This window comes from Cognatiluteimonas profundi (genome assembly GCF_009792795.1).
Lineage (GTDB): Bacteria > Pseudomonadota > Gammaproteobacteria > Xanthomonadales > Xanthomonadaceae > Cognatiluteimonas > Cognatiluteimonas profundi.
Genome location: NZ_VKHQ01000004.1, coordinates 272,462 through 289,453, shown reverse-complemented (window position 1 = coordinate 289,453; position 16,992 = coordinate 272,462). Strand labels below are relative to the sequence as shown.

Annotated in this window: 19 protein-coding genes; 10 read left to right on the top strand and 9 right to left on the bottom strand. The window is 67.8% G+C overall.

Annotated elements, in window-relative coordinates; all coding sequences use genetic code 11:
• Nucleotides 1-64 precede the first annotated feature (64 nt).
• A complete protein-coding gene (locus tag GST15_RS07980; RefSeq protein ID WP_159016726.1) occupies nt 65-934 on the bottom strand; it encodes a tryptophan 2,3-dioxygenase in 870 nt (289 codons plus the stop codon).
• A gap of 140 nt (nt 935-1,074) precedes the next feature.
• On the opposite strand from GST15_RS07980, the gene pdhA reads away from it, so the two are divergent.
• The 4 genes from pdhA to GST15_RS07960 all read left to right on the top strand — a co-directional run bounded on the left by pdhA (nt 1,075) and on the right by GST15_RS07960 (nt 5,140).
• On the top strand, nt 1,075-2,163 hold the full coding sequence (gene pdhA / locus GST15_RS07975; RefSeq protein ID WP_159016725.1) for a pyruvate dehydrogenase (acetyl-transferring) E1 component subunit alpha: 1,089 nt from the start codon (nt 1,075-1,077) through the stop codon (nt 2,161-2,163).
• Entirely contained in the window at nt 2,156-3,166 is a 1,011-nt protein-coding gene (locus tag GST15_RS07970; RefSeq protein WP_159016724.1) for an alpha-ketoacid dehydrogenase subunit beta, read from the top strand. Before pdhA ends, GST15_RS07970 begins: the two co-directional genes overlap by 8 nt.
• Before the next feature lie 88 nt (nt 3,167-3,254).
• The gene (locus GST15_RS07965) at nt 3,255-4,664 is read left to right on the top strand and encodes a dihydrolipoamide acetyltransferase family protein (RefSeq protein WP_159016723.1); all 1,410 of its coding nucleotides are present in this window, start codon (nt 3,255-3,257) and stop codon (nt 4,662-4,664) included.
• An 89-nt stretch (nt 4,665-4,753) separates the two neighbouring features.
• On the top strand, nt 4,754-5,140 hold the full coding sequence (locus tag GST15_RS07960; RefSeq protein ID WP_159016722.1) for a VOC family protein: 387 nt from the start codon (nt 4,754-4,756) through the stop codon (nt 5,138-5,140).
• 321 nt (nt 5,141-5,461) lie between these two features.
• Here the strand turns inward: GST15_RS07960 and GST15_RS07955 are convergent, their stop codons facing one another.
• The gene (locus GST15_RS07955; RefSeq protein WP_233263105.1) at nt 5,462-6,796 is read right to left on the bottom strand and encodes a tryptophan--tRNA ligase; all 1,335 of its coding nucleotides are present in this window, start codon (nt 6,794-6,796) and stop codon (nt 5,462-5,464) included.
• Between the two features lie 103 nt (nt 6,797-6,899).
• Here GST15_RS07955 and GST15_RS07950 point away from each other — a divergent pair, with 103 nt between their 5' ends.
• Nucleotides 6,900-7,673, top strand: a complete 774-nt coding sequence (locus GST15_RS07950) for a hypothetical protein (RefSeq protein WP_159016721.1) — start codon at nt 6,900-6,902, stop codon at nt 7,671-7,673.
• A gap of 129 nt (nt 7,674-7,802) precedes the next feature.
• Here the strand turns inward: GST15_RS07950 and GST15_RS07945 are convergent, their stop codons facing one another.
• The 5 genes from GST15_RS07945 to GST15_RS07925 form a co-directional block, all read right to left on the bottom strand.
• Nucleotides 7,803-7,955, bottom strand: coding sequence for an entericidin A/B family lipoprotein (locus GST15_RS07945; RefSeq protein WP_159017109.1), 153 nt, complete (start codon nt 7,953-7,955; stop codon nt 7,803-7,805).
• A gap of 202 nt (nt 7,956-8,157) precedes the next feature.
• The gene (gene rocF, locus GST15_RS07940; protein ID WP_159016720.1) at nt 8,158-9,078 is read right to left on the bottom strand and encodes an arginase; all 921 of its coding nucleotides are present in this window, start codon (nt 9,076-9,078) and stop codon (nt 8,158-8,160) included.
• Between the two features lie 144 nt (nt 9,079-9,222).
• On the bottom strand, nt 9,223-9,657 hold the full coding sequence (locus GST15_RS07935; RefSeq protein ID WP_425482214.1) for a hypothetical protein: 435 nt from the start codon (nt 9,655-9,657) through the stop codon (nt 9,223-9,225).
• A 160-nt stretch (nt 9,658-9,817) separates the two neighbouring features.
• On the bottom strand, nt 9,818-10,222 hold the full coding sequence (locus GST15_RS07930; protein WP_159016718.1) for an RcnB family protein: 405 nt from the start codon (nt 10,220-10,222) through the stop codon (nt 9,818-9,820).
• A gap of 103 nt (nt 10,223-10,325) precedes the next feature.
• The gene (locus tag GST15_RS07925) at nt 10,326-10,919 is read right to left on the bottom strand and encodes a hypothetical protein (protein WP_159016717.1); all 594 of its coding nucleotides are present in this window, start codon (nt 10,917-10,919) and stop codon (nt 10,326-10,328) included.
• Nucleotides 10,920-11,083: 164 nt separating this feature from the next.
• Between GST15_RS07925 and GST15_RS07920 the strand changes: the two genes are divergently transcribed.
• The 3 genes from GST15_RS07920 (at nt 11,084) to GST15_RS07910 (ending at nt 13,520) form a co-directional block, all read left to right on the top strand.
• Nucleotides 11,084-12,064 carry an NAD(P)H-quinone oxidoreductase gene (locus GST15_RS07920; RefSeq protein ID WP_199268738.1) on the top strand — a complete coding sequence of 327 codons (981 nt, stop codon included), beginning with the start codon at nt 11,084-11,086 and terminating at the stop codon, nt 12,062-12,064.
• 109 nt (nt 12,065-12,173) lie between these two features.
• The gene (locus tag GST15_RS07915) at nt 12,174-12,518 is read left to right on the top strand and encodes a BON domain-containing protein (RefSeq protein ID WP_159016716.1); all 345 of its coding nucleotides are present in this window, start codon (nt 12,174-12,176) and stop codon (nt 12,516-12,518) included.
• Nucleotides 12,519-12,746: 228 nt separating this feature from the next.
• Complete coding sequence (locus GST15_RS07910) at nt 12,747-13,520, top strand: ZIP family metal transporter (protein ID WP_159016715.1); 774 nt, start codon at nt 12,747-12,749, stop codon at nt 13,518-13,520.
• An 81-nt stretch (nt 13,521-13,601) separates the two neighbouring features.
• Here the strand turns inward: GST15_RS07910 and GST15_RS07905 are convergent, their stop codons facing one another.
• Entirely contained in the window at nt 13,602-14,315 is a 714-nt protein-coding gene (locus tag GST15_RS07905; RefSeq protein WP_159016714.1) for a glycosyltransferase, read from the bottom strand.
• 96 nt (nt 14,316-14,411) lie between these two features.
• Nucleotides 14,412-14,669, bottom strand: coding sequence for a DUF3297 family protein (locus GST15_RS07900; RefSeq protein WP_159016713.1), 258 nt, complete (start codon nt 14,667-14,669; stop codon nt 14,412-14,414).
• 106 nt (nt 14,670-14,775) lie between these two features.
• On the opposite strand from GST15_RS07900, the gene GST15_RS07895 reads away from it, so the two are divergent.
• Together GST15_RS07895 and GST15_RS07890 are read left to right on the top strand one after the other, a co-directional pair.
• Complete coding sequence (locus tag GST15_RS07895) at nt 14,776-14,991, top strand: hypothetical protein (protein WP_159016712.1); 216 nt, start codon at nt 14,776-14,778, stop codon at nt 14,989-14,991.
• 61 nt (nt 14,992-15,052) lie between these two features.
• Nucleotides 15,053-16,954: an ABCB family ABC transporter ATP-binding protein/permease gene (locus tag GST15_RS07890; RefSeq protein ID WP_159016711.1), complete on the top strand. Its 1,902-nt coding sequence runs from the start codon at nt 15,053-15,055 to the stop codon at nt 16,952-16,954.
• Nucleotides 16,955-16,992 lie beyond the last annotated feature (38 nt).

Sequence of the window (16,992 nt, the reverse complement as noted above, 5' to 3'; positions counted from 1 at the left end):
GGCGCGATCCGTCAAACCAGCACTGTTGCAGTGCAGCAGGGGCCTGCGCGGCTAGCCGCTGCGATCACGCGCCTGGCGGCTGCTCGCCGATCGCCGTGCGCACGTCGAACAGTTCGGGGAAGAAGGTCAGGTCCAGCGCCTGCTTCAGGAAGCCCACGCCGCTGGAGCCACCGGTGCCGCGCTTGAAGCCGATGATCCGCATCACCGTGCGCATGTGGCGGAACCGCCACAGCTGGAACTGCGTTTCCAGGTCCACGAGGTCCTCGCACAGCTGGTACTCCACCCAGTAGCGCTCGCTGTCGGCGTAGATGCGCTCCAGCATCGGCACCAGCGCCGCGTTGAACACGTGCGGCCTGGACCAGTCGCGCGCCAGGCAATCGCCTGGAATGGAATGCCCGTGCCGCGCCAGGAAGGCCAGCACCTCGTCGTAGAGGCTCGGCGCCTCCAGCACGTCGCGCAGGATCGTGGCGGCTTCCGCGTCGTGCGCGAACACCTTGAGCATCGCCGCGTTCTTGTTCCCCAGCAGGAATTCCATCGTGCGGTACTGCGCCGACTGGAATCCGGACGACGGCCCGAGGATGTGGCGGAACTCCATGTATTCCGATGGCGTGAGCGTTTCGAGCACCGACCACATCTCGGTCAGCTGGCGCAGCACCGCCTTGCAGCGGGCGAAGATCTTCTGGCAGGGGCCCAGTTCGTCGCGTTGCAGGTGCGCGATCGCGGCTCGCAGCTCATGGATCAACAGCTTGATCCACAGCTCCGACACCTGGTGCTGCACGATGAACAGCATCTCGTCGTGGTGCGGCGGCTTCGACAGTGGTTCCTGGGCGGACAGCAACCGGTCCAGGCGCAGGTAGCCGGCGTAGGTGATCCGGCCTTCCAGGTCGGTATGGATGCCCGCTTCCAGGGGTCGCTCGTTCTTGTCGATGGTCATTGGACGGTCCTGTTCATTGCGCAATTCTACGCGGCTGCCCGGCGCGGTCCGGGCTTGCGCGGGGCCCGCGCAGCGCCGGTCCTAGGCCCGGGATGGCCCGATTCGCTATCATCATGGTTCTGCGACATCAGGCCCCACGGATGACCATCGCCGCGCATTTCGACATCGAATACCTCCAGTACCTGGCGCCAGACGGCAAGCTGGTCACGGATCTCCCCAAGGGTTTCAAGCCCGAATCGCTGCTGCCGCTGTTCAAGCAGATGCTGTACGTGCGGGTGTTCGACACCAAGGCGATCGCGCTGCAACGCACCGGCAAGCTGGGCACCTACGCCGCGTCGCTTGGCCACGAGGCCACGCATGTCGGCATTGGCGCGTCGATGCGGCCGGAAGACGTCTTCGCGCCGAGCTACCGCGAATACGGCGCGCAGTTCATGCGCGGCGTGCGGCCGCGCGAAGTGCTGATGTACTGGGGCGGCGACGAACGCGGCAATGATTTCGCCGGTCCGAAAAACGATTATCCCTGGTGCGTGCCGATCTCCACCCAGTGCCTGATGGCGGCCGGTGCGGCGCTGGCGTTCAAGCTGCGCAAGGAACCGCGGATCGCGGTCAGCTGCTGCGGCGACGGCGGCTCGTCGAAGGCCGACTTCTATGCCGCGGTCAATTCCGCCGGCGCCTACAAGCTGCCGCTGGTGCTGTGCGTGATCAACAACGGCTGGGCGATTTCCGTCCCTCGCGCAGCGCAGACCGGCGCCGAGACGCTGGCGCAGAAGGGGCTTGCCGGCGGCCTGCATTGCCTGCAGGTGGACGGCAACGACCTGATCGCCGTGCTCGAGGCGATGCGCCGCGCCAGCGAGCGCGCGCGCAAGGGCGAGGGCGGCAGTGTGATCGAGTTCATGACCTACCGCCTGCACGACCACACCACCGCCGACGATGCGCGCCGCTACCGCGGCGAGGACGAGGTCAAGGCCGGCTGGACGCGCGAGCCGATGTTGCGCCTGCGCGATTTCCTGACGGCGAAGAAGCTGTGGGACGAGGCGCAGGAAAAATCCTGGCTCGAGGAGTGCGGCAAGCTGGTCGACGTCGAGATCAATGCCTACCTGGAGTCGAAGGTGCAACCGGTCGAGGCGATGTTCGATTACCTGTACGCCGATCCGCCACCGGATCTGCTGGCGCAGCGCGCCGACGCAATGGCGCTGGACAAGGCCGCACTGGAGAAGCGCAATGGCTGATCAAGCACCAGCCGCCGCCGCGCCAGCGGCCATCACCCTGATCGAGGCGATCACCCAGGCGCTCGCCTACGAGATGCGCAACGACCCGACCGTCGTCGTGCTGGGCGAGGATGTCGGCGTCAATGGCGGCGTGTTCCGCGCCACCGCCGGCCTCTCCGCGACTTTCGGCACCGAGCGCGTACTCGACACGCCGCTGGACGAAACCACCATCGCCGGCCTCACCGTCGGCATGGCCTCGCAGGGCATGAAGCCGATCGCCGAAGCGCAGTTCGATGGGTTCATGTACCCGATGGTCGACTTCATCGTCTGCCACGCGGCGCGCATGCGCTATCGCACCCGCGGTCGCCTGACCTGCCCGATGGTGCTGCGCGTGCCGTGGGGCGGTGGCATCCGCGCGCCCGAGCATCACTCCGAAGCCAACGAATCGATCTTCACCAACGTGCCCGGCCTGCGCGTGGTGATGCCGTCCTCGCCGGCGCGCGCCTACGGCTTGTTGCTGGCCGCGATCCGCGAACCGGACCCGGTGATCTTCTTCGAGCCCAAGCGCATCTACCGCCAGTACAAGGAAGTGGTGCCGGACGACGGCGAGGCCTTGCCGCTGGACGTGTGCTACGTGCTGCGTGACGGCAGCGACCTGACGCTGGTCACCTGGGGCGCGCAGGTCAAGGAAACACTCGAGGCGGCCGATGCGCTGGCGAAGGATGGCATCAGCGCCGAGGTGATCGATGTCGCCACGCTCAAGCCGCTGGACTTCGCCACGATCGCCGAGTCGGTGGCCAGGACCGGACGTTGCGTGATCGTGCACGAAGCGGCGAAGACCGCCGGCTTCGGTGCCGAGATCGCCGCACGCCTGGCCGAGGAGTCGATGTTCGACCTGGTCGCGCCGGTCGAGCGCGTCACCGGTTACGACACGCACATCCCGCTGTTCCGGCTGGAAATGAAGTTCCTGCCCAGCGTGGACAAGATCGTCGCCGCCGCCAAGCGCGCGATGGCGCTGTCGTAGCACTCGTAGGGCGGGTTTCAACCCGCCTTCGGCAAGCAGCCGGCACATACAACGGCGGGTTGAAACCCGCCCTACGGAAAACACCAACATGGCCACGAAACAATTCCTGCTCCCCGATCTTGGCGAAGGCCTGCCGGACGCGACCATCGTCGAATGGTTCGTCAAGGTCGGCGACACCATCCGCCTGGACGACAACCTCGTCTCGATGGAGACCGCCAAGGCGGTGGTCGAAGTGCCTTCGCCGGTCTCGGGCAAGGTGCTGCGACTGGCGGGCGGCGAGGGTGACGTGATCACCACCGGTGCGATGCTGGCCGAGTTCGAACTCGATCCTTCGATGCCGCAGCGCGCCGAGGGACAGGACACCGGCCACCACCACGGCGGTGCGCCAGCGATGTCGGAGGAGACCCACGGCGGCGCCGGCAGGCAGGCGCCCGGCAACGGCGACAACGTGATCGCCTCCGACGAAGGCGGCACGATCCATGCCGCCGGCACGGCTGCCCCGGCCGGCGAGCCGGGCGGCAAGCGCGATGACGCCGGCACCGTGGTCGGTGCGATGCAGTCGTCCGACACCGTGCGCAGCGAGCAGGCGACCGCCATTGGCGGCGTCAAGGCCATGCCGGCGGTGCGTGCGCTGGCCCGCAAGCTCGGTGTCGACCTGTCGCGCGTGCGAGCGACCGGAAACGACGGCGTCGTGATCATGGACGACGTCAAGCGCGCCGCTGCCGATGGCTCGGCGAAGGCTGGCGCCGTGCCGGCCGCGCGCGCCGCGCAGGTGCCGGCGGCACCGGCCGCACAACAGCGCACGCCGATGTCCGCTGCCGGGCGTCCGATGCGCACGCAGCCGCCCGGCGTGCAGGCCAGCGGCCAGCCGGAACAACTCAAGGGCGTGCGCCGCAACATGGCGCGCGTCATGGCCGACGCCCACGCGAAAGTGGTGCCGACGACCTTGTGCGACGACGCCGACCTGCACGCCTGGATCGGCAAGCAGGACATCACCGCGCGCCTGATCCGATCGATCGTCGCCGCCTGCAAGGCGGTTCCGGCACTCAACGCCTGGTTCGACGGCGACAAGCTCGTGCGCACGCTGCATCCGCACGTGGACATCGGCATCGCGGTCGACACCGATGACGGCCTGTTCGTGCCCGCGCTGCGCAACGCCGACATGCTCGACGCCGCCGGCATCCGCGGTTCCATCCAGCGCCTGCGTGCGCAGGTCGAGGACCGCAGCATCCCGGCATCGGAACTGGCCGGTTACACGATCTCGCTATCGAACTTCGGCATGTTCGCCGGCCGCTACGCGACGCCGGTGGTGGTGCCGCCGACGGTCGCGATCGTCGGTGCGGGAAAACTCGTGCACGACGTCATCGCCGTGATGGGCGGCATCGAAGTGCACCGGCGCATGCCGATCTCGCTGACCTTCGACCATCGTGCCGCGACGGGTGGCGAAGCCGCGCGCTTCCTCAAGGCGTTGCTGGACGACCTGGCGCGTCCGAACTGACGTAGGGCGGGTTTTAACCCGCCGGGCCCGACGTTGAAATCCGGAAGGCGGGTTAAAACCCGCCCTGCGATTTAACGGAAAGATGAAGCATGCCCCATCGCAGCCGCCTTGCCGGATTCATCATCGATTGCCAGACCGGCGACATCGATGCCGCCGCCACGTTCTGGAGTGGTGCGCTCGGCTTGCAGGTCGGGGACAAGCAGGTCGAGGGCGACGCGTCCTACGTCGAATTCCTGGATGGCGCGTCGGGGTTGCACATCGAGGTGCAGAAGGTGCAGCACCCGTCGCGCGTGCACCTGGACATCGAGACCGATGACCTCGACGCCGAAGCGGCGCGACTGGAAGCGCTGGGCGCCAGGCGCATCGGTTTCGTCAAACGCTGGTGGGTGATGGAAGCGCCGACCGGCCAGCGCTTCTGCATCGTGAAGATGAAAAACCCGGACCACGGCGCGACTCCGAACACGTGGAATCCGTAGGGCGGATTTCAACCCGCCGGCATTTCATTCATTCCATAACCGGTAGGGCGGGTTTTAACCCGCCATTTTTGGGTTGGCTGGGAAAGCCAGTGGCCAAGAGCCGGCGGGTTGAAACCCGCCCTACGAACAGCGCTTACCCAAGCCGCGCCTACGCGCTGCATCGTGAAGATGCAAAACCTGGACCACGGTGCGACTCCGAACACGTGGAATCCGTAGGGCGGATCTCAACCCGCCGGCATTTCATTCATTCCAACCGGTAGGGCGGGTTTTAACCCGCCATTTTGGGGTTGGCTGGCGCCAGATTGGGCTGCAGCACCAGGCTCACTTCGCTTCGTTCTCCGCGGCCATCGTCGCCAACGCGGCCGTGACCTCGTCCAGGGCCACGCCCGGACCGACCGACACCGTGGCGTCGTCGGCGTCGAAATCACCGCGTTTCAAACTAGCGACGCGCGCGCCGGCATCCTTTGGCGAATCGAAGCCGACGCTTTGCAGCAGCACGCGCTCGCCGTCCACCAGCTTGAAATAAAATTTGCCGTCCGCCTCGCGATATTGTTTGAAGGACGCGATCGACGCCACTGACGCAATGACACTTTTTGCAGATCCCGTCGTGGCTTCCCCACGAGCGTTCACCGGCGGCGTCGACAGATCCCGAAGCCCAACCGCCTCGCGCAATGCGCGCAAACGCGGGATCGCGTAACGCTCGCGCAACCGCTGCGCACCGTCGCGCAGCTGCGCCTCGATCCGTTGCGGATGCGCGACCAGCGATTCGTACTGCTCGCGCAACGGGGCGACCTCGGCGTCGATGCGCGCGAACAAGCGCTGCTTCGCGTCGCCCCAGCCGATGCCGTCGGCGAAGGCCGCGCGCATGTCGGCGGTTTCGTCGGCGCTCGCGAATGCCTGGTAGATCTGGAACAGGGCCGAGCCCTCGGCGGCCTTCGGCTCGCCGGGCAGGCGCGAGTCGGTGACGATCGACTGGATCTGTTTCTTCAGCTCCGCGCGCGGGGCGAACAGCGCGATGGTGTTGTCGTAGCTCTTCGACATCTTGCGGCCGTCCAGGCCGGGCAGCGTCGCCACCTGCTCCTCGATCACCGCCTCCGGCAGGACGAAATGTTCACCGTACAGATGGTTGAAGCGCTGCGCGAAGTCGCGCGCCATCTCGATGTGCTGCACCTGGTCGCGACCGACCGGCACCTTGTTGGCGTTGAAGATCAGGATGTCGGCCGCCATCAGCACCGGATAGAGGAACAAGCCGGCATTGATCCCCGCGTCGTCGTCCTCGCCGTCGTTGCGGTTGCGATCGACCGCTGCCTTGTAGGCGTGCGCGCGATTGAGCAGGCCCTTGCCGGCGATGCAGGTCAGCAGCCAGGTCAGCTCGGGGATTTCCGGGATGTCCGACTGGCGGTAGAACCAGACCGTGTCGGGCTGCAATCCGCATGCCAGCCACGCCGCGGCGATCTCGAGCGTCGAGCGCTGCACGCGCGCCGGTTCCTGCACCTTGACCAGCGCGTGGTAGTCGGCGAGGAAGTAGAAGCTCTCCGCCCTGGGCTGGCGGCTGGCGGCGATCGCCGGCCGGATCGCACCGACGTAGTTGCCCAGGTGCGGTGTCCCCGACGTGGTGATGCCGGTGAGGACGCGGGTCGGGATCGTTGCGGCCACTGCGCACGCTGGTTGTTGGGGGGCGGCGTGCAGTTTACCCGCAGGCCAACCCCCTTCGATGCGGCGGTGCGTTGACAGGCTGGACCCTCAACGAGAATCCGCCATGCGCAAGCCACTGCTGCTCGCCCTGCTGTTGCTGTCCGCCACCGCCTGCACCTCCGTGGCCGCCCGCCCACTGGTGCAGATGGACGTCATCGATCGCGACAGCGGTCAGTGGCTGCCCGAGTACCGGCACCGCGGTGACACTTGGGTGCCCGGCACGCCCGGTCACCGCTACGCCGTCAGGCTGAGCAACCAGAGCGGCGAGCGCGTGCTGGTGGTGCTGTCGGTGGATGGCGTCAATGCGGTCACCGGCGAGACGGCCGATCCGTCGCAGGCCGGCTACGTGCTGGCGCCCTGGCAGAGCACCGAGATCGGTGGCTGGCGCAAGTCGCTGGATGACGTGGCGCAGTTCGTCTTCACCGACCTGCCGGATTCGTATGCGGCGCGCACCGGCCGCCCGGACAATGTCGGCGTGATCGGCATCGCCGTCTTCGACGAAGCCAGGCCCATCGTCGATGACCAGCCAGCCGCGATCGCGCGGGAAGGCATGCGTGGCGCGGAACGCAGATCCGCGATGTCGCCATCATCGGCGAATGCGGCCGACGCCGCGGAAGGCGCGGTGGCAGCACAGCGGATCGGCACGGGACATGGCGCGCGCGAGTGGGCGCCTGTCGGGCGGACCGGATTCGTGCGTGCGAGCCTGCGACCCGCGCAGGTCGTCCAGTTGCGTTATGACGACGGCGCCAACCTGGTGGCCATGGGCATCATCCACGCAACGGGCCCAGCGCCGGAGGCCTTTCCGTCGGGCTTCGTTGCCGATCCGCCGGGCTGGTGATCGCGGCGGGTAATCGCATCGGCGATTGCCTTGGGCATTCGCCGGGCAAAAAAAAGCGGGCCGGATTGCTCCGGCCCGCGTGCATCCCTGCTACGCGCGTTCTCCGTCAAAACAGCGGCATGGCGCCTCTCAGCACTTGCCGTCCTTGCAATCCTCGGCCTTGTCCTGGACCTTTTCGCCGACCTTCTGCACGTCCTTGCCAGCGCCGGCCATGGTGTTGCACGCGCTCAGTGTGGCCGTGGAAAACATGGCCATCAGCATCAAGGCAATCAGTCGCTTCATCGTCAATCTCTCCTGGTGGATCGCAAGGGCCATCGGCAGCCCACCCGTCAATGAGACGCAGGCGGCCGTGAAGCCCATGTGGAGTCCGCGGGAAAAAGGCTTGTTGCGCCGCGACTGGCGTTCAGGAAGTTCGGCCAATGGCAGTGCACATGCGCGGCCGTGGACCGGCGATCAGCAGGCGGGCGATGCCGGCCCGCGTGGATCAATCGCGCATCAGGGTGGATTTTCCGAACAGGCTTTCCACCAGGTCCACCGCGAGCAGTGCGGTCGCATTGCGCGTATCCAGCACCGGGTTGAGTTCCATGATGTCCAGCGACCCCATGCGGCCGCTGTCGGCGATCATTTCCATCACCAGCTGGGCTTCGCGATAGTTCGGGCCGCCGGGGACGACGGTACCGACACCCGGTGCGATGCTCGGATCCAGGAAGTCCACGTCGAAGCTGACATGCAGGTGGGTGTCGTCATCCATGCCCGACAGCGCCTCTTCCACCGCGCGCTTCATGCCGACTTCATCGATGTAGCGCATGTCGTACACATCCAGCGCGTGCTGCTTGATCAGGCGCTTCTCGCCCGGATCCACCGAGCGGATGCCGAGCTGGCGGATCTGCGACGGCAGCAGCGCGGGTGCACTGCCACCGAGCCTGGTGAGCGCATCGGGGCCGATGCCGCACAGGCAGGCGACCGGCATCCCATGGATGTTGCCCGAGGGCGTGACGTCATGCGTGTTGAAGTCCGCATGCGCGTCCAGCCACAGCACGCGCAGCGACTTGCCGGCATCGCGGCAATGCGCCGCCACCGCGGTGATCGAACCGATCCCCAGGCAATGGTCTCCGCCCATCAGGAGCGGCAGGCGTCCCTGGCGCAATTCATTCCCCACCGCGTCCATCACCGCGCGGTTCCAGGCCACGACCTGCTCCAGGTGGCGATAGCCATCCACGGGACCGAGCCACGGATTGCGCGGGCCATCGAGGTTGCCGCGATCGATGACGTCGACGCCGCGCGCTGACAGCGCTTCGCCCAGGCCCGCGATACGCAGGGCCTCGGGCCCCATCACGGCGCCGCGATCGCCCGCGCCGATATCCGTGGGGGCGCCAATGAGCGAGACGGGTGGGAAGGTGCGCATGGGCTCTCCGATGGTCGCGGCGAATCAGGAATGTGCTCATGGCGGCGCACGCGAAGCACGGCATGCGTCACCGATCGACGCAGTTTAGGCCATGGCCCGATCGCCCCTGCCGGCCCCGGGGTGCGGGGCGGCAACGGTCGGCGATTACTTGCGTTCGGAGATGATGAAGCTGCCGAACGACACGCCCAGCGTGTGGCCGCTGCCCTTGCCGGTCAGGGCGAGCGAGATCGATCCCTTGGTGACGACCTGGGCCTTGGTTGCATTGCCGGCACCCGCGTTGGCTTCGGCCGTCGCGTAGCCACCGATGACGTCATGGATGTCCGATACGCCGGAAAACTTTCCGACGCCATCGACAATCTTCGAGTGGCCGAATGTCAGTCCGCCGCCCTTGGATTCGATGTCCACCGCAAGCCGCTGGCCGTTGCTGCAGGACACTTCGCCGGTGCCGGTCGAATGCTTGTAGAAGGCGCCGCCGCCGGACATGTTGTAGTGCAGGGTGCAGCTCACGTCGGCAGCGTGGGCTGGCGCGACGGCGGCGAGCAGCAGGACCGTGGTGGCGAGAAGCAGGCGTGGACCCATGTGGATGCTCCGGTGCATTGATTGGGCGGAGCCTAGCATGGGCTTGGCGGCGGCCCCGCCAAGCCGTGGCGTCGCGCCCGGGCACGCTCCGGGCGCGTTGCCGGACGAACGCCGATCCAAAAAAAACCCCGCCGAAGCGGGGTCCTTTCATCGGCTCGGATCAATATCCGAGGATCTGCGAGATCAGGCCGGTTGCCGTCGAGATCAGCAGGTAGCGGCCATCGTCCGGACGCACCCAGCGGTAACCGCGCGGCGGCGGCGCAAGGTGATAGACGCGGTAATCCTCGACGTAATAGCGCGGCTGCCTGTACATGTCCGGCACGCGCTCGCCGCGCGCGAACTTGTACTGGCCCAGGTGCAGGCCATTGTCGTGGTGCACGCGGTGGGCGGCCTTCCAATGATGTCCGTGTCGATACGAACGACCGCCATCATGGTCGCCATCGTCCCGGGAATTGTTGGAATGACCGTGCCCGTTGCCGTTGCCGTTGCCATGGCCAGGCATGGCCATCGCGGCGGTGGACAGGAGCGTCAGGGATATCGCGGTAGCCAGCAGGATGCGTTTCATGTGGTGGTCCTTGGGAGAGCCGAGTCAGGCTGCCGATCCTAGGCCCGCCAACATGAACGGGGGAACACGGTCATGGGCCCGGTTCACCGGGCCCGGCGCCGTCCTAATGGACCGGCACCATCAGGTGTTCGTAGGGCGTGTCCGGCCACATCACGTAGGGCTCCGCGGTATCCGGATCGGCTGCGCGCGGGTAATTCGTGTAGAACGCGGCATCGGCGCCGACGACCATCACGTGCGGACCGGTCTTGATCCAATGGTTCGCCGCATCGGGTTTGGTGGCGTAGGGATCGGTATTGCTGGCGTCGGTTCCGCCGCTGAGCATGTACATCAGGCCAACCTTGCCGGTCGGTGGCGGCTTGTGCCCGATCCAGGCGTTGGCCCACTCCAGGGCTGGCCGATCCATGCACATCGGGTCCGGGCCAGGGGTCGCCGGATTGTCGGGCATGCAGGTGAAGCCGTTGGTCCCGGGTCGGAGCGTTCGCATGCTGCCGTCGGCGTTGGCGGCGACGATCGTGGCACTGGCGCCGACCTTGGCCGGGGCGGCGTGCATGGCGCTGCGCACCATCTCCTGGTCGCTGGCGGCGACGGCGCGGGATGCCGGGTGGGAGGGCTTGGTCCCGGCGGCGACGGCGGACAGCATGGCGACGGGCCCAAGCGTCGCGGCACAGATGGCAATGGTGAGGATGGTCCTGGGCATGGCGAACTCCGTAGTGGATGCGAGGTCCCGCGGCGACCTGCGTCGTGGCGGGTGTCTCGACCAACGCATCCGGGTCCGGGCCCCGGTCATCCTGCGCAGCCTCTTCGCATGGTCGAGAACCGGCACTCGGCAAGCTGTGTCCCCGACACCCAGGAACCCATTCCATGTCCAGCGTCGCCACCATGACCGCGATCGCCATCCACGGCGGCAAGGGCGGTGCGCAGGCACTGCATGCGGTCCAGGTTCCCGTGCCGGTGCCTGGCCCGGGCGAAGTCGTGATCCGGGTCAGCGCGGCGGGGATCAACCGGCCGGACATCCTGCAGCGCGAGGGCGACTATCCGCCGCCGCCGGGTGCAGCGGACACGCTGGGACTGGAAGTGGCCGGCGACATCGTCGTCGCAGCCGGACGCTGGAAGGTCGGCGATCGCGTGTGCGCGCTGCTGGGCGGCGGCGGGTATGCGGAGTACGCCGTTGCCGACGCGCGCCATGTGCTGCCGATCCCGCGCGGGCTGACCTTCATCCAGGCCGCCGCCTTGCCGGAAACCATCTTCACCGTCTACGCGAACGTCTTCGAGCACGGCGCACTCAAGCGCGGCGAGCGCCTGCTGGTGCATGGCGCGACGTCCGGCATCGGCGTGACCGCGATCCAGATGGCGAAGGCGGCCGGCGCGCAGGTGCTGGCAACCGCGCGCGGCGTGATGAAGGCGACGCAGGCGACCATGCTCGGCGCGGACATCGCGGTGGACACGCTGACGCAGGACTTCGGCGCGATCGCCAAGGATGCCGGTGGGATCGACGTCGCACTGGACATGGTCGGCGCGGCTTACTTCGACGCGACCCTGGATGCGCTGAACATCGGTGGGCGCATCGTCTACATCGCCGCGCAGGGTGGTGCCGTGTTGCAGGTTCCGGTATGGGCGGTGATGCGCAAGCGCGCGATCATCACCGGCTCGACGCTGCGTGCGCGCAGCGCCGACGAAAAAGCCCGGCTCGCCGTCGAAGTCGAACGCGTGGCCTGGCCCTGGCTCGAGGACGGCCGTGTCGTACCCGTCATCGACCGCTCGTTTCCCCTCGCGCAGGCGGCCGAAGCCCATGCCTGGCTGGAGCGCGGCCAGCACATCGGCAAGGTCGTCCTGGTGGTGTGACTGGCGCCGGCGGCCGTTACCTGAACGGGGCACCACCGCCTGCCTGGCAACTCACCAGCAGTTGACCGCTCGCCTGCAAAGGTCGCCGGTCCATCCAAGGAGAACCACCATGCAGAACCGAATTCTTGCCGGCACCGCACTCATTGTCGCCGCAGCCTCGCTCGCCGCCTGCACGACCCGCCCCGTGGTCGTGAACACGCCTGGTCCGGGCTCCACCACCATCCAGGTGCCGGTCCCCGCGACCGCCGACATGTCGCTGACCAACGCGGTGCAGGCGTCGCTGAAGTCGACCCTGGGCACCGACGCCGCGGGCGTCAGCGTTCGCGTCGAGGACGGCACCGTCTACCTGGCCGGCCACGTCGCCACGGCGGCGCTGCGCGACCAGGCGATCCGCGCCGCGCAGGGGACGGCCGGCGTCAAGGCTGTCGTTGCCACCGCGCTCGTCGTCAGCTGATGCGCCAGCAAGTGTGAAACCAACGCCGGGTAATTCCCGGCGTTTTTTTTCGGCAGCGCCGCTGATGCGCTGCGGACCCACGCGACCGCGTGTCCGCACTGGTGCGCCGCGACGTTAACGGGGCGGCAACGCCCATGCCCGCATGGTTGCGTACCGCCGTGCACGAGTCGCCACCTTGCATCGATCCCCGGCTGTCGTGCAGGTGACTTCCCCCGCGATCGGCAGGCAATGACCCCCGTCCTGTCCGCACTGATCGCCGGATCGGCCGCCGCGACCGCGACCGCTGTGGGAACACTGCCCGCGTTGTTCGCCAGCCGGCTCAAGCAACGCACGCAGGATGCCCTGCTGGGTTTTGGCGCCGGGATCATGCTGGCGGCCAGCGCGTTTTCGCTGGTGTTGCCCGGGCTCAAGGAAGCCCGGCTGCAGGGAGACGGACCCTGGGCCGCGGGTCTCATCGTCGGATCGTCGATCCTGCTGGGCGCGGCGCTGATCATGCTGCTCGAACGGGTGCTGCCGCATGAGCATTTCATCAAGGGTCCGGAAGGTGGATCGCTGCTGCGGATCCGGCGCACCTGGCTGTTCGTGTTCGCGATCTGCCTGCACAACCTGCCAGAGGGACTGGCGATCGGCGTGGGCTATGCCGCCAGCAACGTCAGCCATGCGAACGCGCTGGCCATCGGCATCGCGATCCAGGACCTGCCCGAAGGCCTCGTCGTCGCGCTGGCGATGCTGGCGGTCGGATACGGCCGCCGCCGCTCCATCCTGGTGGGCATGGCATCTGGCCTGATCGAGCCGGTGGGGGCGTTGGCGGGGGTCAGTCTTGTTGTCGCCCTGCCATGGCTGCTGCCCTGCGGCCTGGGCTTCGCCGCCGGCGCGATGCTGTTTGTGGTGAGCCACGAAATCATCCCGGAGTCGCACCGGCAGGGACATGAGAACTTCGCCACGACCGGGCTCATCCTGGGATTCGTGTTGATGATGCTGCTCGACACCGCGCTGGGATGACGCGGTCCGGCATCGCGTGCACGCCGTCCAGGGCAGCGTGCACGCTTTCGAAGCGCGGGCGGCTGCCACGCGCACATGCGCTCATGCGCCGCTGCTGTCGTCGCGACGCTCCGCGTACCACAGCTGCAGGTGCTCGCGCGATCGCAGCACGGCGCGGCCACGCAAGCCGAACCGCAGCACCAGGCGCAGGTGCTCGGCAATGCTGAAGGTGCGCAGCTTGCGCGCCGACGTCAGTGCCTGCGCGCGCAGGATCACGAAGTGGCCATGCCGTGCCAATGCGCGACTGAAGGCGACATCCTCCCCGGCGAAATAGCGCTCGTCGAAACCGCCGGTGGCGGTGAATGCGCCGCGCGTGCAGAAGATGAAACAGCCCGGCGCGATGCCGGTGGCGCGGAACATCCAGCCCAGCAGCAGCATGGCGGCGCGTTGCGGCAGCGAGCGGCACCCACGCAGGCGCACGCCGGCGCCACCGCCGATCGCCCCCGCATCGACCGCGGCGATGGCCGCGCCAAGCAGGTCCGCGTGCACGTGCGTGTCGGCGTCGACGAACACCAGCAGGTTGCCGTTCGACTGTCGTGCCCCGGCATTGCGCGTCGCCGCGATGTGGCGGCACTCGACCGCAACCACGCGTGCGCCATGCTCGACCGCGATCGCTGGCGTGCGGTCGCCGGAGGCGTCGTCGACGACGAGCAGCTCGTAATGCAATGCCAGCTCGCGCGCGGCCGCATGCAGCGACGTGAGCGACTGGCCCAGCTCGCGTTCTTCGTTGTGGGCCGGCACGATGAAGGAAATCACGCGACGATGATTGCACGGCCGGTTGGCTGGTTCCGGGACGCATGCGTGAACTGCGGCCGTGAGCGCGCCCGGCTGCTTCAGCGCGCCGTCGACCGGTCAGGCTGGGTCGGGCGTGGAATCCGGTGCCTGCAGGTAGGGCTCGACACGGCCCTTGATCTTCATCGTCATCGGTTGGCCGCGGCGGTCGAGCGCCTTGCCGGCGGCAACGCGGATCCAGCCTTCGCTGATGCAGTATTCCTCGACGTTGGTGCGCTCCTGCCCGTTGAACTTGATGCCCACGCCGCGCTCGAGCAGCGTCGCATCATGGAAGGGGCTGCGCGGATCCTGCGACAGGCGATCGGGGAGGTCGGTCATGGTCGGGGTCGGTGGTCGGGGCGGCGCACAGGATACGAGGTCGGGCGCGGTCACGCGCTCCACGCGCGGCGCGACGTATGTTGCCCGTCCCGTGTGCAGCCCCGCGATGAACGCGCAGACATCGACCCAGCCGACCACGCCCGGCCCGGAAATACCGCAGCGACCCGACCCGGGTCCCGGCCAGCCCCTGCCCGAAGCGCCACCACAGCCCGAACCGGTGCCGTTCCGCACCACGCCGTCTCCGGAAATCCCCGCGCCCGGCGTGCCGCAGCCCTGGCTGCCGCCCGCACACGACCCGGTGCCGCCCGAGCCCATGGATTGAAACGACCCGGCATGCCGCCGCGGCCGGTTGGAAGTCGGCGATCCGCCTCCATCTTTTGTCGATGACCCGACCATTCCCGCCTCCCCAGACCCCGGCCTCCACGACGCAGGCCGAGGAAGGAACGACGGAGGCGTTGGCGGTCGCGCGCCCAGGCACGGCGCGTAGCGAAGCCCAGGTCGTGCGTGACCTGTTGCCGTTCCTGAAGCCCTTCACTGGCCGCATCGGCCTGGCGCTGGCGCTGGTCGTCGCCGGCAAGCTCGCCAACCTCGCCGTGCCGATGCTGCTCAAGAAACTGGTCGACGGCCTCAGCCTGCCGCCGTCGCAGCTGGTGTTGCCGGTGGGGTTGCTCATTGCCTACGGCGCATCGCGGCTGTCGGTGACCTTGTTCACCGAGTTGCGCCAGGTGGTGTTCGCGCGGGTGATGGCGCGCGTGTCGCGCAAGGTCACGCTGCAGGTGTTCCGCCACCTGCACGCACTGTCGCTGCGCTTCCACCTGGCCCGTCGCACCGGTGGCGTCGCGCGCGATGTCGAGCGTGGCGGCAGCGCGATCTCCGACCTGCTGGACTGGACGCTGTACACGATCCTGCCGACGATCCTGGAAGTGACCCTGGTCACCGTCGTGCTGGTGTGGGCCTACGACTGGGTGTTCGCCGCGATCACGCTGGTGACGCTGGCGGCCTATGTCGCCTTCACCTTCTCGATCACCGAGTGGCGCACGCGCTATTACCGCGCGTCGGTGGAGGCCGATACGCACGCCAACGAGCGTGCGGTCGATTCGCTGCTCAACTACGAGACCGTCAAGTACTTCGGCAACGAGGAGCACGAGGCGCGCCGCTACGACGAGAACCTCGTCGGCCTGGAAAACGCGCAGGTGATGGCGCGCAAGACGCTTGCCGTCCTCAACCTGGGGCAGACGTCGATCGTCGCGATCGGCGTCACCGCGATGATGTGGCGCGCCGCCGCGGGCGTGACCGCCGGCACGATGACCATCGGCGACCTGGTGCTCGTCAACGCCTACCTGCTGCAGCTGTCGGCGCCGCTGAACCTGCTGGGCATGATGTATCGCGAGGTCAAGGCGGCCTTCACCAACCTGGAGCGCCTGTTCGGCCTGCTCGACGAGCGCCAGGACGTGCAGGACCGCCCTGGCGCGATCCCGCTGCACACGCATCGGCCACGCGTGGCATTCGACAACGTGCGCTTCGCCTACGACGCGCGCCGCGAGATCCTGCGCGAGGTGAGCTTCAGCATCCCGCCGGGTGGAAACGTCGCGGTGGTCGGGCATTCGGGTTCGGGCAAGTCGACGCTGGCGCGGCTGCTGTACCGCTTCTACGACGTCGACGACGGCCGCATCGCGATCACCGCCGACGACGGCATCACGCGCGACATCCGCGACTACACCCAGGCGTCGGTGCGTGCGGCGATCGCCATCGTTCCGCAGGACACGGTGCTGTTCAACGACAGCATCTACTACAACATCCTCTATGGGCGACCGGCGGCCAGCCGCGAGGACGTCGAGCAGGCGGCGCGCGCGGCACACATCCATGACCTCATCGTGTCCCTGCCCGATGGCTACGAGACCCAGGTCGGCGAGCGTGGGCTGAAACTATCGGGCGGCGAGAAGCAGCGCGTGGCCATCGCGCGCGCATTGCTCAAGGATCCGTCGATCCTGATTTTCGACGAGGCCACGTCGGCGCTGGATTCGAAATCCGAAAAGACCATCCAGGCCGAACTCGATCGCATCGCCGTCGGCCGCACCACGCTGACCATCGCGCACCGGCTGTCGACGATCATGGATGCCGACGAGATCCTGGTGATGGATGCCGGACGCATCGTCGAACGCGGCACCCACGCGCAGCTGCTGTCGCTGCAGGGACACTACGCGCAGATGTGGCGGCTGCAGCAACAGCAGCAGCGGCTGGAGGTGGCGGTCGACGCGCCGGTTCCGGAGATCGCCGCGGACTGACGCCCGCCTCCCGCGCGGCGTGTACGGCCGGCGTCGGG

What these genes read in the sequence shown, in the direction of transcription:
- GST15_RS07980 (WP_159016726.1), bottom strand. Translation starts at nt 934, where the DNA reads ATGACCATCGACAAGAACGAGCGACCCCTGGAAGCGGGCATCCATACC.
- pdhA (WP_159016725.1), top strand. Translation starts at nt 1,075, where the DNA reads ATGACCATCGCCGCGCATTTCGACATCGAATACCTCCAGTACCTGGCG.
- GST15_RS07970 (WP_159016724.1), top strand. Translation starts at nt 2,156, where the DNA reads ATGGCTGATCAAGCACCAGCCGCCGCCGCGCCAGCGGCCATCACCCTG.
- GST15_RS07965 (WP_159016723.1), top strand. Translation starts at nt 3,255, where the DNA reads ATGGCCACGAAACAATTCCTGCTCCCCGATCTTGGCGAAGGCCTGCCG.
- GST15_RS07960 (WP_159016722.1), top strand. Translation starts at nt 4,754, where the DNA reads ATGCCCCATCGCAGCCGCCTTGCCGGATTCATCATCGATTGCCAGACC.
- GST15_RS07950 (WP_159016721.1), top strand. Translation starts at nt 6,900, where the DNA reads ATGCGCAAGCCACTGCTGCTCGCCCTGCTGTTGCTGTCCGCCACCGCC.
- GST15_RS07945 (WP_159017109.1), bottom strand. Translation starts at nt 7,955, where the DNA reads ATGAAGCGACTGATTGCCTTGATGCTGATGGCCATGTTTTCCACGGCC.
- rocF (WP_159016720.1), bottom strand. Translation starts at nt 9,078, where the DNA reads ATGCGCACCTTCCCACCCGTCTCGCTCATTGGCGCCCCCACGGATATC.
- GST15_RS07935 (WP_425482214.1), bottom strand. Translation starts at nt 9,657, where the DNA reads ATGGGTCCACGCCTGCTTCTCGCCACCACGGTCCTGCTGCTCGCCGCC.
- GST15_RS07930 (WP_159016718.1), bottom strand. Translation starts at nt 10,222, where the DNA reads ATGAAACGCATCCTGCTGGCTACCGCGATATCCCTGACGCTCCTGTCC.
- GST15_RS07925 (WP_159016717.1), bottom strand. Translation starts at nt 10,919, where the DNA reads ATGCCCAGGACCATCCTCACCATTGCCATCTGTGCCGCGACGCTTGGG.
- GST15_RS07920 (WP_199268738.1), top strand. Translation starts at nt 11,084, where the DNA reads ATGTCCAGCGTCGCCACCATGACCGCGATCGCCATCCACGGCGGCAAG.
- GST15_RS07915 (WP_159016716.1), top strand. Translation starts at nt 12,174, where the DNA reads ATGCAGAACCGAATTCTTGCCGGCACCGCACTCATTGTCGCCGCAGCC.
- GST15_RS07910 (WP_159016715.1), top strand. Translation starts at nt 12,747, where the DNA reads ATGACCCCCGTCCTGTCCGCACTGATCGCCGGATCGGCCGCCGCGACC.
- GST15_RS07900 (WP_159016713.1), bottom strand. Translation starts at nt 14,669, where the DNA reads ATGACCGACCTCCCCGATCGCCTGTCGCAGGATCCGCGCAGCCCCTTC.
- GST15_RS07895 (WP_159016712.1), top strand. Translation starts at nt 14,776, where the DNA reads ATGAACGCGCAGACATCGACCCAGCCGACCACGCCCGGCCCGGAAATA.
- GST15_RS07890 (WP_159016711.1), top strand. Translation starts at nt 15,053, where the DNA reads ATGACCCGACCATTCCCGCCTCCCCAGACCCCGGCCTCCACGACGCAG.